This is a genomic window from Polaribacter sp. HaHaR_3_91 (assembly GCF_019278525.1).
Lineage (GTDB): Bacteria > Bacteroidota > Bacteroidia > Flavobacteriales > Flavobacteriaceae > Polaribacter.
On record NZ_CP058986.1, the window covers coordinates 1828370 to 1843887 of the forward strand.

Here is a 15518-nt window from a genome sequence, read left to right on the forward strand (position 1 = left end):
AAACTAAACTTGCTAATAAAATTAATAATAAACTAATTGTAATCATTTTAATCATTTAAAAATAAACAACTCTAAACCATTAGATTTAGAGCTGTTTAAAAATCAACTCAAATAAATATTAAAACTTGTATTGTATCGTTCCTAAAAATGCTCTAGGTGCTTGTGCGTTAACAGTGCTCCAACCTTTATAATAGGTTTCATCTGTAATGTTATTTACTTTTAATCCGATTCTAATTTTATCTGTATTATAGTATATTGTTGAATTGAATACTGTATAACTTGGTAATGTAAAGGTACCTGTCACTGCATTATTTGCTGTTATGTGTTCTGAAGTACCATTAAAACCTGCTCCAAAACCTAAATTCTGTAAAAATTTATTATCAGAATTTACTAATCTATAGTCTGCCCAAAAGTTATAAGTAGCATCCGGTCCGGCAGATTCTGGTCTTCTGTCCTGTAATTCATCGTATTGTAATCCGGTTGTTTCGCTATACGCATCCGTTATTTTACTGTCGTTATAAGAATATGAAGCGCGTAAATTTAAACCAGCTAAAGGATTTGTGTTCACTTCTAACTCAATACCTTCACTTTGTGATTCATTAAGAATTAAACTTTCTGGAAATAAAACTGAATTAGGATCTGATCCTACAAAATCTTCTACTGTAATATTGTAATAACTTGCGCCAACATTTAACTTTCCTTTAAAAAAGTTTGTTTTAATACCACCTTCAAACTGAATGGCTTTTGTTGGTTTAAAAGTGTCTACAGTTCCATCAGAATTTACAGAAGGATCGTTATTTACAAAGCCTGTTTGGTAATTGGTAAATAAAGTCAATTTATTAGGGATTGCTTGGTATAGAATCCCTGCATTTGGAGAAAACGTTGTTTTAGTATAATCATCTAAAAGATCATCATCATTACCATCTTGGTCAAAATGATCTAAACGAAGTCCTAGATTAACCGTTAAGTTATCAGTAATATTAACTACATTAGAGGCATATAAAGCAAAAGTTTGAGAACTTGTACTAATGTGGTTTGCTGTTAGTGGATCAAAAATTGCATCCAAATCAGATTTAGTAGTCTTATAAGTTGCATTTGGGGTAAAGGAAGTTGCTACTACTTCTCCGTTTGAAGAAAAGAAACCATCAAAATAAGGAAAACTAGCTAATTGAGCAGCAAAAGCATCACCAGCTCCTGGAATTGCATAGTTAAAAGTATTCACTATGTTTGGGAATTGTGAGTTTTGGGCTAATGTAGGATTTCCATTTTTATTTCTTGAATTTGCATTTCTGTAAACATAATCTAAGCCTAAAATTAATCGATTACGAACCTCTCCAATTTTAAAATCACCTATAAAATTTTGTTGAATATTTGTTTTTACTGCATCCGCATCTCTTTTGTCATACAAACGAGCAAATACATCATCTTGTAATAGAATGGCAGATTCTCCAAGAATTAAATCTAAATCATTTTGTACATAAGCAGCAGCATCCCCTAATAAATTAGGAATAGTAAAAAAAGCAGCACTTGCGCCGTCAATTAAATATTGATAGTATCCTTTAGCTTCAGAGTAAGTTGATGCAAATACGGTTTGAGAAGTCCAATTATCTGAAATTTTGTAATCAGCAATAGCACGTGTGTTAAAAATCTGGCTAGTTAAAGTGATGTCATTAGAAGTAAAAGATTTATTTGGATCTATGCCTAATTGTTCAATATTATTAGAAACCAAAGGCAACCCTCTTCTTAAAAATAACATAGAAGGATTCGTTTGTTCTGTATTAGAATATTCGATACCTACAGATATGTTTAAACGATTATTTACAGTGTAAGATAGAGAAGGAGCAACAAAAAATGTGTTTCTAAACCCTGCATCCTGAAAACTATCTTGTGTTAAGTAAGAGGTATTAATTCTAAAAAATAAATCGTCATTGTTGCCTAAAGGAGTATTTACATCCGCAGATACACGATTCATTCCAAAAGATCCTCCTGTATAAGAAACGCTTCCTCCAAAACCTTTATAAGGTTTTTTTGTTACCACATTTATTAAACCTCCAAAAGAAGAAACTGTGCTACCAAACAATGTTGCAGATGGTCCTTTTATAACTTCGATCCTTTCTATATATGATGGATCTACAGCACTAAATGTAAAGCCTGGCATACCATCAACTAATGAAGGTTGTACAGAAAACCCTCTGGTAGAAAAATAAGCAGTACCTTCTCCTGGAGCACGTCCTGTAGATTCCCAAAGTTTTGTAATACCGGTAGCATTTGTCATTGCATCATCAAAATTGGTTACAATTTGAGATTCTAATAACTCGTTTGTAATTGTACTGTATACTATAGGGTTTTCTAAATCTTTTAAAGGTAATTTAGAAACATAAGCGGTTTTTTTACGAGAAAATTTATTATTTCTACTTTTTAATACAATCTCACTTAAAAGCTCATTACCTTCAAACAGTACAATTTCTCCTAAGTTTGTTTTATCGTTGATTACAATTACTTTCGTTTTAAAACCAAGGTATGAAAGCACTAAGGTTTGATTTTTTTGAGTATTTTTAATTTCAAAATTACCTTTAAAATCGGTTTCAGAACCTTTTTTTGTACCTTTAATAGTTACACTTACTCCTGCAAGAGGTGTTTTTTTATTGTCTAAAACTGTACCTTTTATAGTATTCTGTTGCGCTACAGCTGCGGTTAATGTTAGTACTAATATAAAAAAAGTTACTATTTTTTTTATTACCATTTTTAAATAAAAATTAAATTATAAATTATTTCACAAATGTATTTTAACTAAATTTAACATCAAAATTTATTTAGATTAAATTTAAATAAGGTTAGTTTTGTTTTTAAATTATATTTATGTTTCTGTATTTTAGTACTTTATTTGTGTGTGTTTATCTGAATTGTATTTGAGTTTTAAAATTAACTGTTTTTTAAAACAATTTCAAGTGGAAATCGTAACACATGTTTTCTGTGTTTATATAGAAATACAAGTGTTGACTTAAAGTTTTACTTAAATTATATTCTAATCAAAAAAAATAATATTGTATAAATACACAATGGTTTATTTTATTAGTTCCTAAATATATTTATCATAATGCTTGATAATCGTTACTCATAAATTATATGTCGTTCTAACTCTTAATTTTTTTGCTTTCTTCATCTTTAGTATGCGTATTAACATGTATTTACAATTAGATTTCTTCAATATTTATTAATTGATGTTTTATTTTATTTAGAATTGTTCTAAATAAAATTAAAAACTATATTTGCTAAATATTATTTAGAGTTGTTCTAAATAGAGCTAGGCAAAAACCTTTAAAATTAAATATGGAATTAATTTATAAAAATAAATATGGAGCAAGTTATAAAGTAAATAAATACCCAAACCAAAATTATGAAATGCAAATAGTTATTGGCTCTGTAGGAGTTTTTATGGCAGAAAATGAACTAGATAATTTATTAGATGTTGTTCGAGGATCTCATGTTCCTTGTAATTGTGACAGCTGCAAAGGAGAACGATGTAATAAAATTTGGACTACAAGTGAATTAGTTGATACTTGTATTAAAGTGGATGACACAATTTTAGGGCTTTTAGAGGATTTAATTTTAGGTACTCAATTTATTTTAAATATAGACGATATTTTAGATGAGTATAGAATTAAATAGAGTATTTATGAAAGAAGAATTAATAGAATCGGTTGATAAAGAAGAATTAAATCAATTGGCACAGCAACTTCGTTGTCCAAAGGGAGAAAAGGGTATTTTTATAGGTGAGTTATTAAGCGACACTAATAAAGGTATGGTTTTAGAAAGTGTGAAATTACTTGATGTACAAGATAAAGATAGGGTATTAGAATTGGGGCATGGAAATGCTTCTCATTTACCCGATGTACTAAAACAGGCTAGTGAATTGAAATATTTTGGAATGGAGATATCTGAAATTATGCAACAACAAGCAGTAAAAATAAATGCAAAATACATTAAGAAAAGGGTTGCATTATTTTTATTATACAATGGACTAAACATTCCATATGTTGTTAATTTTTTTCATAAAATTATTACTGTAAATACTATATATTTTTGGACAAATCCCATAGATTTTTTAACAGAAATACACAGAGTACTTAAATCTAATGGTGTTTTTGTAGTGTCTTTTGCCAATAGTAGTTTTATGAAACAACTTCCTTTTGTTGCTAATACAAACGTTTTTAGTCTTTATGATCATGAAACGTTTATAAACCTAATAGCTGAGACTGATTTTAAGTTAGTAAAGATTAAAAATAAAACAGAAACAGTAAAAAGTAAAACGGGAGAGTGGGTCAGTAGAGAGTATTCTATTGCAGTATTACGAAAAAATTAAATCTCTTTATTTTCAATCAAAAAATGTCTAAGAATCTTTATTTATACAAACAATAAAAATAACTAACAGAACAGATCTGATTACAGCTTCATCCGTTAGGAATTAAAGCTTATTTTAATATGTTTTATAATCTTCTCCTTAAAGTTTTGTATTCAATGTGTTTATTAGCACTACTGTTTTTCTCTTCCATATAAATTTCTTATTTATCAATAAAAGATGAAATATTTAAACTTCATATTTTCTCCATTCAAAGCTTACTATTTTATATAACAGTAAGCTTTGAATAGAGATTATTTTTTATTTAGTTGGAACATATTTTTTTCATAAATCTATGTTTTTATATCTAAAAAAGAAGCGGTTTTATATCTTTTATTGACAATAATGTTTTAAATTTTATGATTATATATTTATAGTAAAATATTTAAGTTAATTACAATTTATAAAAAATTATTCACTTTTAATAAATGAATGAACATTTATTCATAACTTTGTATTGGAAAATAATTCTAAGTATGGCGCGTAAAATTGATGAAGATAAAATAGCAAGAATTAAAGATGCGATTATGCATACCATTGTAGAACATGGTATTGAAGCAACTACAATTGCTATGATTGCTAAAAAAGCAAACGTAAGTGGTGGGTATTTGTATAGAACTTATACGGGTAAACAAGATTTAATAAATGAACTCTATCGTGATAAGGTAAACTCTTTATATAAAGAGCTAGAATATTTATTAACCATAAACACAGATACTATTAAACCACTTATAGAAGAGTTTATTAGAAATAGAGTTACTTACTTTTTAGAAGAGCCAAATGCTTCAAAATTTTTTTATCAATTGTTACATAATGAAAACTTTTTTGCATCAGAAATCATTAAAGAAAAAAGTGCTGAGTTAATGAATAGCATCAAAATAATTGGAGTGAAATCTGGTGAGATTTCGAAAGAAACAACGGTGTATCAATTGCATTATCACATTTTGGTCTATGCCGTGGATTATATCAATTTTACAAGAAAAAATATTTTTGGAGAACAAGAAGTTACTATAGATGATGTAGATAAACTAACTGATAATATTTTAAATATTTTAAAATAAGTGAATATCAATTTAAAAAATAAATCAATGAAATTGAATGGAATAGGAGTGTTTTTCTCTGTTGTATTAGGTTTTATAACAACATTTACAAACGCCCAAGATATTACCTTAAGGCAAGCGTATGACTTAATGTTGTCTAAAAACGGAGATGCAAAAGCCTCTAGCTTTGAAGTAAAAGCGATGGAAGAAGAGCATAAAGCTACAAAAGGATTGCGTTTACCAACGGTAGGTGTTTCTGGTACTTATATGCATTTAGATAAAGATATTTCGGCTGATTTAAATGAGCAAAGAAATATGGTAGGTGGCTTGTTAGGGATTACAGATCCTACAGCCGTTTTAGGGAGTTGGGATTTTACTCTGCAAGAAAAAAATATGGGGTTTGCCACTGCAGATATATCGATGCCAATTTATGCAGGAGGAAAGATTAATGCCGCTAACAAAGCTTCAGAAATAAAATTAGCATTGTCAGAAACCAAGCATAAAATTAAAGAAGATGCATTGACGATTCAGTTAATCAATTACTTTTTTAAGTTAAAATTAGCCGAAGAAGCAGTTCAGTTAAGACAAGAAGTATATGATGTTATTTTGTTACATAATAACCAAGCAACTAAGTTTTTCGAAAATGGTATTATTCCAGAAGTAGAAACTTTAAACGCTAAAGTAGCTTTGTCTAATGCAAATAGAGAGTTGTTAGGTGCTAAAAAAGATGTCGATTTGGCTACTACGGCTGTTCAGAACTTAATAGGAGTAAAATCCATTTCTGGTTTCAGTAGTGAATTTAAGGAACCCACCATTGTAAAACCTTTGCAAGATTTTACCAATGATATGTTGACTGACAATGAACAGTTAAAAATCATTGAAAAAAATCATGAGCTAGCAAAAGTAGGTGTACAAGTAGAAAAGAGTGATTATTTTCCGAAAGTAGGAGTTTCTGGAAAATATATCCTTTGGAAAGATAATTTACCATTGGTAGATACAAAATGGTTTGTTGGTGTTGGTGTAGAATGGGAATTGTTTAATGGTTTTCAAAGAGAACATAAAATAAAAGCATCAAAATATAAAATTTCTCAAGTAGAAGAAATTGATAGACAAGCTCGATTAAATTTAACGACGTATACAGAAAAACTGTACAATACCATGCAAAAAGAACTGGAGCAATACGAAAGTTTACATACAGATGAAGCATTGGCAAATAGACTAAAATTTATGAGAACACGTGCCTTTGAAGAAGGAACTGGAACTTCACTAGAAGTGATGGACGCAACTCTAAAGTTATCAGAAATTAAATTACATAAAATAAAAGCCTTATATGAGTACAATGTAGCTTACGGAGAGTTAATGGTACTTACAGGAAAAACAGCTTCTTTCTTAAATCAAAATTAATAATAAAATTAAAATGAGAAATTCAAAATTTATAAAATCATTAATAGGTGTTGTAATTATTTCAATTATAGTTCTTACAGGTGTGTGGTTTTTAACGAAACCTAAATCGGTTGTTTTACAAGGTAGAATTGAAGCAAAAGAAATTTATTTGTCTTCTAAAATACCTACACGTATCAATTCTTTTGAAGTGAAAGAAGGAGCAAGTGTAAAAAAAGGACAATTGATAGCAACGCTTTTAAGTCCAGAAATTATGGCAAAAGAGCAACAAGCGTTAGCTTTAAGAGATGCTGCAAATGCTCAAAAGAATAAAGCACAAAATGGAGCAAGGTCAGAAGAAATTAGAGCAGCAAAAAGTGTCTATGAAAAAGCAACAGCAGCAGCCAATGTAATGAATAAGACATACACTCGTATGGCAAACTTATTTAAGGATGGCGTAATTTCTGAACAAAAAAGAGATGAAATATTTGCAAAAAAAGAAGTTGCGTTAAAAGACCAAGAAGCAGCGTTAAGCATGTATCAAATGGCAAAAAAAGGTGCTAGAAATGAAGATATAGATGCTGCAACAGCAATGGTAAAACAGGCAGATGGCGCTTTAATTGAGTTAGAAGGTTATAAAAACGAGCGTAATATTATTGCACCTATAGATGCAGAAGTTCTTGATTTTTTACCAGAAGAAGGAGAATTAATAGGAGCAGGTTACCCAGTTGTTCATTTGGTTGATTTAACAAATAGTTACGCTATCTTAAATATCAAAGAAACGAGTCTTTTCAATTTTAAAAAAGAAAGTGTTTTTGAAGCAACGATTCCTGCTTTAAACAATAAAAAAGTACAATTTAAAATTTATTATGTTGCTGCTTTAGGAGATTATGCTACTTGGAGTGCAACAAAAGCTACTGGAGATTTTGATATTAGAACTTTTGAAATTAAGGCGATGCCTGTTGAAAAAGAAGTAGAGTTAAGACCTGGAATGAGTATTTTAATTGATTATTCTCAATTTAATGAGTAAAATGAAACCCTCTTTACGGATTGCAAAAAGAGAGATCGCACTGTTATTTAACAGTAAGTCGACTTTTGTTCTTGCAGTAATATTGCCTTTTGTGTCCATTTTGTTTTTCAATACGCTTTTAAGTGAAGGTGTTGCTAGAGATTTACCTGTTGCTGTGGTAGATTTAGATCATACCGCAACCTCAAGAAATGTTATTGCTCAGTTAGATGCTGCGCCGGATATTAAAATTGGTTTTTTTCCTATAAATCAGCAAAAAGGAGAAGAGTTAATTAGCTTGGGAAAAGCGTATGGTGTCGTTACAATTCCTCAAAACTTTGAAGCAGATTTAAAAAGAGGAAAACAAGTAAACATCATCAACCAGTACAATAGTAATTTTTTATTGGCTGGTGGATTAGAATATAAAGCATTTCGGAAAGTTATTGGCACAATTTCGGCTGGTGTAAACATAGAAAAGCAACGTAAAAAAGGAGTGTCAAAGCAACAAGCATTGGTGAATTATCAACCTATAAAAGCAAATAATCATATATTGTCTAATCCGTATACAAATTACTCCTATTACTTAAACACCGGGTTTTTAACGATGTTTTTTCAATTATTTGTCATGCTAACCACTATTTATTGTTTTGGGGCAGATCTAAAGTATAGCAAAGGAAATAAGTTATTGAGCATTACAAACGGAAGCTTATCTGCTATTATTTTAGGAAAAGTTTTACCTTATACAATTTGGTTTTTATTTGTAGGTATTGTTACATTATTAAGTATGTACGTATGGCAAGATTTTCCTTTTTTTGGAAGTAAAACAACCGTTTTAACAGGTTTACTTTTATTGATTTTAGCAAATCAGTCATTTGCATTATTCTTTATTGCTATTAGTGGTAGTTTTAGAGAAGCCTTAACAATTGGATCTGGTTTTGGAGCTGTAAGTCTTTCTTTTTCAGGAATTACATTTCCAATTTTTGGAATGCCAGAAATATTGCAATGGCTGAGTCAGGTTTTTCCGTTTACCCATTTCTTTGAATTATTACTAGATCAATCGCAACGAGGGTTTCCTGCATTTTACTCTTTAAAGGCAATCATTATTTTAGTTGTTCTGTGTATTGTGCCAATTTCAATAAGTTGGTTTAAGTTAAAAAGATTGTTTTTAAAAGGGAAGTTTAATCACAGTATTTAAAATGAAGAATTTATATAAATTATTTTACAAAGGCATCATTTCATTTAAGAATACATTCCGTACCGAATGGAATTCAATTAAATCGGATAAAGCGGTGGCAAGTACTTTTTTATCTGTAACCCTTATTATTTTGGTGGTGTATACTTATATATATTCAAATCAAATAATTAAAGAAGTTCCGGTTGCAATTGTAAATCAAGATGGTACCAGAATGAGTAGAGATTATATTGCTATGTTAGCGGCTACAGAAGGTACAAAAACAATAACATCATTTGCCGATTTAGAAGAAGCTAAAGTAGCTTACTATTTTAGAGAAGTGCAAGGAATTGTTATAATTCCAAAGAATTTTGAAAAGAATATTAGAAGTGGCAGACAAACAACCATTACTACTTTTTCTGATGCTGCTAATATGTTATTTTACAAACGTGTTTTAGGAGATGTTACTGCGGTTAACGGATATTTTAGTGCAGGAATTGCAGTAAAAAAAGAAATGGCAAAAGGAGTTTCTTTTGATGAAGCTCAGAAAAATTATACGCCAATAAAAGCAATATCCACCAGTTTGTTTAACACAAATTCTGGATATGCAACTTATTTAATTCCGATGTTAACTGCTTTAATTATTCAATTAGTTTTATTGATGGGAATTGGTCTTTTAAGTGGATCTCGACGAGAATCTAAATCTACACATAAAGAATTTCCAAGGATACTACATAAAGGAGGCGTGCTATCTGTTTTATTAGCCAAAGCGTGTTTATATACTTTAATTTATATCGTTATTATTCCTATTCAAGTTGGCGTTGTGTACACGTTGTTTGGAATTCCGGTGCGTTCTTCATTATTATCAATTTACGTATTTATAATTCCCTATATATTTTCTGTGGTGTTTCTAGGAATATCCATCAGTTCCTTTTTTAAAAGAAGGGAAGATTCTATTGTATTTTTAGTATTGCTTTCTATTCCGTCATTAATGTTAAGCGGGTTGTCTTTTCCTGTTGAAGGTTTTTCTAAGTTTTATAAATTTATTTCAGACATCATTCCATCAACACCAGGTATGAATGGCTTTGTTAAATTAACACAAATGGAAGCTTCATTTTTAGATGTAATAAAAGAATGGAATCACTTATGGTTGTTAACGGTAATTTATTTTGTCATTGCTGCCATCTCTTTAAAATTAAGAGCAAAAAAGGAAGTAATGTTAAAAAAAGGATTAGAGGTAAATAGTTAATTATATAGATTATAAGAGTCGAAAACTATTTTAGTAATCGAATTAGTTCTCAACTGCGATCTAACTGACAAAAATAAATTAAGTAGCTACTATAAAACAAGAAGTTAAGGTAAATAAAAAGCAGGTTTTTATTTACTGATATATAAAAGTGATTATAAAATCTATACATCGCTTTTTTTTGATTTGAAGACCTTGAAATTACTAAGCTTTTCATAATCTTTCTCAAATTTCTATTATCTTCGTTTTTCTAAAAAAAAGAGACAGAAAATGAGTAGAAATATAAAGGACTATATAGTTATTGGTTTAAAAGGAATGGGAATGGGTGCAGCAGATGTAGTGCCTGGAGTTTCTGGTGGTACAATTGCCTTTATTTCTGGTATTTATGAAGAATTATTAGGATCTATTAGCAATGTAAATCTAGACTTATTTAAGACATTAAAAAAAGACGGATTAAAAGCAGCTTGGACACAATTAAACGGTAATTTTTTAGCTTCATTATTTATAGGGATTTTTATAAGTATAATTTCATTAGCAAAAGTCATTAAATATTTATTAGAAAATGAGCCTATTTTATTATGGTCGTTCTTTTTTGGTTTGGTATTGGCTAGTATAATTTACATTGCTAAGCAAATTACAAAATGGAATGTTATTTCTGTAATAGTCTTGGTTTTAGGAGCCTTTTTAGCGTATTATATTACGACTCTAAATCCTTTAGTTTCAGAAAATTCTTCTCCGTTATTTATATTCCTTGCAGGAGCAATTGCTATTTGTGCAATGATTTTACCTGGAATTTCAGGTTCTTTTATTTTAGTGTTATTAGGTGCATATAAACCTGTTTTAGATGCTTTAAATAATAGAGATTTTAAAACTATTTTAGTTTTTATGGCTGGTGCAATTATTGGTCTATTAACATTTTCTAGAGTTTTAAAATGGTTGTTTAAACATTATAAAAACATAACGTTAGCTGCTTTAACAGGTTTTATAATTGGATCTTTAAATAAAATTTGGCCTTGGAAACAAACCTTAACATGGCGTACAAATTCTCATGGAGTAGAAGTTCCATTTAATCAACAAAGTGTAAGTCCTTTTTCTTTTAATGGAGATGCAGAGTTAACCATGGCAATTGTATTGGCAGTTGTTGGTTTTGTAATTATTCTAGGAATGGAAAAATTAGCTGTAGCGAAAAAATAAATGTTAGTAGAAAGAACTTTTTTACAGAAATTAATCCTTTTTTTTAAAGGGTTGGCAATGGGGGCTGCAAATAAGGTTCCTGGTGTTTCTGGCGGAACAGTTTCTTTCGTTTTTGGCTTTTATGAAGAATTAATTTACTCATTTAGAAAGGTAAACTTAAAAGCATTTAGGTTGCTTCTAAATGGTCGATTTAAAAGTTTTTATAGCTACATTAATGGCTCTTTTCTGCTTTTAGTTATGGGCGGAAGTGTCTTTAGTTATTTTAGTATTTCTTTAATACTAGATTATTTTTTAGACAACTTTGAGTTGTATGTTTGGAGTTGGTTTTTTGGAATGATTATAGGATCTATCTATTATATTGGAAAAGATTTTGGAGAGTGGAATTTTAAAAACATACTATCTTTAGTTATTGGAGCGTCTATAGGAATTGGAATTAGTTTTTTAACGCCAGCAACAGAAAACGACAATCTTTGGTTTGTTTTTGTATGCGGAATTATTGGTGTTTCTGGGATGACGCTTCCAGGACTTTCTGGGTCTTTTATCTTAATTCTTTTAGGGAATTATGTGTTACTATTGGTAGATTCTGTAAATGTATTATTCAATGTTATTACAAGTCTTTTATCGGGAGATTTTAAAGTTTTATCCGATCCTGTAAAAGTACGTTATTTAAAAATAATTAGTGTTTTTACGGTAGGTTCTGCTTTTGGTTTGGTTTCTATTAGTCATGTTTTAGGCTATGTTTTAAAACGGTGGAATCAAATTGTAAATGCAGTTATTATAGGTTTTATTACGGGATCATTAGGGATTGTTTGGCCTTGGAAAAAGGCTGTGTATTTACAAGAAGAAGGAAGTTTTTTAATAGATAAAAAAGGAAATAAAATCGTGGAAAATTATGAACGATTTGTTCCTGATTTTTCAAATTTAGAAACCTGGACAGCTGTGTTTTATATTGTGTTAGGTATTTTGTTAATTTTAGGAATAGATTTTTATGGGAGAAAGAAAAAATAAAGTTTTTGGATTATTAGGAAAAGGTATTGAGTATTCTTTTTCTCGTGGGTATTTTACAGAAAAGTTTGAAAAATTAGATTTACAAAAATGTAAGTACGTTAATTTTGATATTCAAAAAATAGAAGATTTTACTGCTGTAATAAAAGAAGGAGGAGATAGTTTAGGCGGAATAAATGTTACCATTCCTTATAAGGAAGAAGTAATGAAATACTTAGATCAATTAGATGAAACAGCAAAAGCTATTGGCGCTGTAAATACTATTAAATTTACTAAAAGAGGAAATTTAAAAGGATATAATTCTGATGTTGTTGGTTTTGAAAAATCAATATTTCCATTGATAAAAAAACACCATAAAAGAGCTTTAATTTTAGGTACAGGAGGTGCGTCTAAAGCAATTGCATATGCCTTAAAAAAGAATGATATTAAGTTTAAATTTGTTTCTAGAAACCCAGAAGGTAAAAAAGAAATTTCTTATCAAGATTTAACGGAAGAAATCATGGAGAAATATCAAATTATTATCAATTCTTCTCCAGTTGGTACATCTCCAAATACAGATAGATGTCCGGATATTCCGTATCAGTTTATTACAGAAAAACATTTGTTGTACGATTTAATTTACAATCCAGAAGTGACAACTTTTTTAGCAAAAGGAAAAGCACAAGGAGCTACAATTAAAAACGGATATGAAATGTTGCAATTACAAGCAGAAGAATCTTGGAGAATTTGGAATAAAGCATAATTAGAATGATATTATTTATTTAATATTAAAAGAATAGTTGGCAATTAGCGCAGTGCGTTAGGGGGAGCATTGGAAATCCTTTTTATGAAGAATAAATAAAAAGATTGTAAAGGAAAGCCCGACCTGTAAGGGAACGCCCAAAAGTAAATTATCTATGTTATTTTATAGTTAGATAGTTTGTAGATTTAGTAAGTTGTCAGTATCTTTATAAGATATATAATAGTAGTATTATAGTAGACCTTAAACATTGTAGATATGTTAGAAAAAAATGAAGTAAACGTTGATAAGACGGAAAAGAAAGTAGAAGAAGTTTTAAATGAAACTAAAAAAGTTGAAGTTGTAGAAAATCTTGAAAAAACAGATGATACTGTTGATGCAGTTGATGAAATAGAGAAATCTATTGCTAAGGATGCTGAAAAAGATACTGATAAAGATGCAGAATCTGATGTTGTAGATTATTCAAAATTATCTTTAGAAGATTTAGTTTTAGAACTTAAAAAAACACTTTCTGATAATCCTGTTCAAAAAATAAAAACTCAAGTTGAAGGTATTAAAAGTGCTTTTAATCAGAAATTTGGAGCTCTTTTAGCAGAAAAGAAAGCAGCTTTTTTAGAAGAAGGAGGTAATTCTATCGATTTTCAATTTTCTAGCCCTATAAAAACGGATTATAATACGCTGTTGTCTGATTATAAAAAACAACGTGATGCACATTATAATGATTTAGACAAGCAACTTTCTTCTAATTTAGAAAAAAGACTTTCTGTTATTGAGCAATTAAAAGATTTAATTGAAAATGCAGATACAGCAACAATGTATAAAAGTTTTAGAGAATTACAAGATTCTTGGAAAACGATTGGACCTGTTTCTAAGAACCATTATAATGATACTTGGAAAACCTACCATCATCATGTAGAGCGTTTTTATGATTTATTACATTTAAGCAATGATTTTAGAGATTTAGACTTTAAACATAATTTAGAAGAAAAATTAAAAATTATAGAAAAAGCAAATGCATTGGCAGAAGTAGCTGATATTAATGTTGCTTTTAAAGAGTTACAAGATTTACATAAAATTTGGAAAGAAGATATTGGACCTGTTTCTCAAGAAATGAGGGAAGATGTATGGGGTAAATTTAGTGAAGCAACTAAAAAAATTCACGATAGAAGGCATGATCACTTTAGAGAAATGCGTTCTAAGCATCAAGAAATTATAGAGAAGAAATTATTGGTGGTAGAAAAATTAAATGCTTTTGATACTTCTAATAATAAAACGCATAACGATTGGCAAAAAAGTATTAAAGATATAGAAGAATTAAGACAAGAATATTTTAATGCAGGTAAACTTCCGTATTCTAAAAGTGAAGAAGTTTGGCAAAAATTTAAAGCGGCTACAAAGAAATTTAACAGCGCTAAAAATGTTTTTTATAAGCATGAAAAAAACGATCAGCAAGAGAATTTAAAGAAGAAAATGGCGTTAATTGAGCTTGCAGAATCTTTAAAAGAAAGTGAAGATTGGGAGTCTTCGACGAATACTTTAAAGAAAATACAAGCAGATTGGAAAAAAATAGGGCATGTACCTCGTAAATTTTCTGATGATATTTGGAAGCGTTTTAAAGCAGCTTGTAATCATTATTTTGATAGATACCACGAACAGAAAAACTCTTTAAATAAAGAGCAACAAGAGGTTGTAGATGCTAAAAAAGAATTCTTGGAAACGGTTAAAGAATTAAAAGATCCTACTAAAGAAGGTATTTTCGAAATTATAAATAACTGGAGAAATTTAGGTGCATTGCCAAGAAATGCAAGACACATTGATGGTAAATTTAACAAGTTAATCGATAGAGCTTTAAGTGGTTTAGATTTAGACAAGAATGAAGTTGCTATGTTAAAATTTACACATGTTGTAGATAGTCTTGCAGCAGATAACGATGTTAGAAAGTTAGATTCTGAACAAATGTTTGTTAGAAAGAAGATTGATGAAGTTGTTAAAGAAATTCAACAATTAGAAAATAATTTAGGTTTCTTTTCTAACGCAACAGATGATAATCCTTTAGTATTAAATGTAAAAAATAGAGTAAATGAGTTTAAAGCAGATTTGACTATTTGGAAAGAAAAGTTAAGTTATATTAAGAACTTAGATTACTAATTTACTTATAAAGTATATGAAGTTTAAAACTCGAAGCAATTTGCTTCGAGTTTTTTTGTTTATATACGGTGCCCAAAAATTGTATAAGTATAACTATTTATTTAGTGTGCTTACTTTTAATTTACTATTTCCAAAATGCCGAAGTGACATGTTTTGAAGTTTGGGAGGTTTTTATATTTTTAAATAATTT

12 protein-coding genes are annotated in these 15518 nt (G+C 29.2%); 11 read left to right on the plus strand and 1 reads right to left on the minus strand.

Annotated features, from left to right (window positions below):
- Positions 1 to 118 precede the first annotated feature (118 nt).
- Entirely contained in the window at positions 119 to 2743 is a 2625-nt protein-coding gene (locus H0I27_RS07645; protein ID WP_218733307.1) for a TonB-dependent receptor, read from the minus strand.
- Between the two features lie 587 nt (positions 2744 to 3330).
- Here H0I27_RS07645 and H0I27_RS07650 point away from each other — a divergent pair.
- From H0I27_RS07650 to H0I27_RS07700, 11 genes are all read left to right on the plus strand, one after another.
- Positions 3331 to 3669, plus strand: a complete 339-nt coding sequence (locus H0I27_RS07650; RefSeq protein WP_218733309.1) for a hypothetical protein — start codon at positions 3331 to 3333, stop codon at positions 3667 to 3669.
- 7 nt (positions 3670 to 3676) lie between these two features.
- Entirely contained in the window at positions 3677 to 4363 is a 687-nt protein-coding gene (locus tag H0I27_RS07655; protein ID WP_218733311.1) for a class I SAM-dependent methyltransferase, read from the plus strand.
- Positions 4364 to 4875: 512 nt separating this feature from the next.
- Positions 4876 to 5460: a TetR/AcrR family transcriptional regulator gene (locus tag H0I27_RS07660; RefSeq protein WP_218733313.1), complete on the plus strand. Its 585-nt coding sequence runs from the start codon at positions 4876 to 4878 to the stop codon at positions 5458 to 5460.
- 27 nt (positions 5461 to 5487) lie between these two features.
- The gene (locus tag H0I27_RS07665) at positions 5488 to 6843 is read left to right on the plus strand and encodes a TolC family protein (RefSeq protein ID WP_218733315.1); all 1356 of its coding nucleotides are present in this window, start codon (positions 5488 to 5490) and stop codon (positions 6841 to 6843) included.
- A 13-nt stretch (positions 6844 to 6856) separates the two neighbouring features.
- Positions 6857 to 7849 carry an HlyD family secretion protein gene (locus H0I27_RS07670; protein WP_218733317.1) on the plus strand — a complete coding sequence of 331 codons (993 nt, stop codon included), beginning with the start codon at positions 6857 to 6859 and terminating at the stop codon, positions 7847 to 7849.
- Between the two features lies 1 nt (position 7850).
- A complete protein-coding gene (locus H0I27_RS07675) occupies positions 7851 to 9020 on the plus strand; it encodes an ABC transporter permease (RefSeq protein WP_302849954.1) in 1170 nt (389 codons plus the stop codon).
- Position 9021: 1 nt separating this feature from the next.
- On the plus strand, positions 9022 to 10245 hold the full coding sequence (locus H0I27_RS07680) for an ABC transporter permease (RefSeq protein ID WP_218733320.1): 1224 nt from the start codon (positions 9022 to 9024) through the stop codon (positions 10243 to 10245).
- 267 nt (positions 10246 to 10512) lie between these two features.
- Positions 10513 to 11436 (plus strand): DUF368 domain-containing protein, encoded by a 924-nt coding sequence (locus tag H0I27_RS07685; protein WP_218733322.1) that lies wholly within the window; start codon positions 10513 to 10515, stop codon positions 11434 to 11436.
- Positions 11437 to 12444: a DUF368 domain-containing protein gene (locus tag H0I27_RS07690; RefSeq protein WP_218733324.1), complete on the plus strand. Its 1008-nt coding sequence runs from the start codon at positions 11437 to 11439 to the stop codon at positions 12442 to 12444.
- A complete protein-coding gene (locus H0I27_RS07695) occupies positions 12425 to 13183 on the plus strand; it encodes a shikimate dehydrogenase (protein WP_218733326.1) in 759 nt (252 codons plus the stop codon). Before H0I27_RS07690 ends, H0I27_RS07695 begins: the two co-directional genes overlap by 20 nt.
- Positions 13184 to 13438: 255 nt before the next feature.
- A complete protein-coding gene (locus H0I27_RS07700) occupies positions 13439 to 15328 on the plus strand; it encodes a DUF349 domain-containing protein (RefSeq protein ID WP_218733328.1) in 1890 nt (629 codons plus the stop codon).
- Positions 15329 to 15518 lie beyond the last annotated feature (190 nt).

What these genes read in the sequence shown, in the direction of transcription:
- H0I27_RS07645 (WP_218733307.1), bottom strand. Translation starts at nt 2,743, where the DNA reads ATGGTAATAAAAAAAATAGTAACTTTTTTTATATTAGTACTAACATTA.
- H0I27_RS07650 (WP_218733309.1), top strand. Translation starts at nt 3,331, where the DNA reads ATGGAATTAATTTATAAAAATAAATATGGAGCAAGTTATAAAGTAAAT.
- H0I27_RS07695 (WP_218733326.1), top strand. Translation starts at nt 12,425, where the DNA reads ATGGGAGAAAGAAAAAATAAAGTTTTTGGATTATTAGGAAAAGGTATT.
- H0I27_RS07675 (WP_302849954.1), top strand. Translation starts at nt 7,851, where the DNA reads ATGAAACCCTCTTTACGGATTGCAAAAAGAGAGATCGCACTGTTATTT.
- H0I27_RS07700 (WP_218733328.1), top strand. Translation starts at nt 13,439, where the DNA reads ATGTTAGAAAAAAATGAAGTAAACGTTGATAAGACGGAAAAGAAAGTA.
- H0I27_RS07680 (WP_218733320.1), top strand. Translation starts at nt 9,022, where the DNA reads ATGAAGAATTTATATAAATTATTTTACAAAGGCATCATTTCATTTAAG.
- H0I27_RS07670 (WP_218733317.1), top strand. Translation starts at nt 6,857, where the DNA reads ATGAGAAATTCAAAATTTATAAAATCATTAATAGGTGTTGTAATTATT.
- H0I27_RS07665 (WP_218733315.1), top strand. Translation starts at nt 5,488, where the DNA reads ATGAAATTGAATGGAATAGGAGTGTTTTTCTCTGTTGTATTAGGTTTT.
- H0I27_RS07655 (WP_218733311.1), top strand. Translation starts at nt 3,677, where the DNA reads ATGAAAGAAGAATTAATAGAATCGGTTGATAAAGAAGAATTAAATCAA.
- H0I27_RS07660 (WP_218733313.1), top strand. Translation starts at nt 4,876, where the DNA reads ATGGCGCGTAAAATTGATGAAGATAAAATAGCAAGAATTAAAGATGCG.
- H0I27_RS07690 (WP_218733324.1), top strand. Translation starts at nt 11,437, where the DNA reads ATGTTAGTAGAAAGAACTTTTTTACAGAAATTAATCCTTTTTTTTAAA.
- H0I27_RS07685 (WP_218733322.1), top strand. Translation starts at nt 10,513, where the DNA reads ATGAGTAGAAATATAAAGGACTATATAGTTATTGGTTTAAAAGGAATG.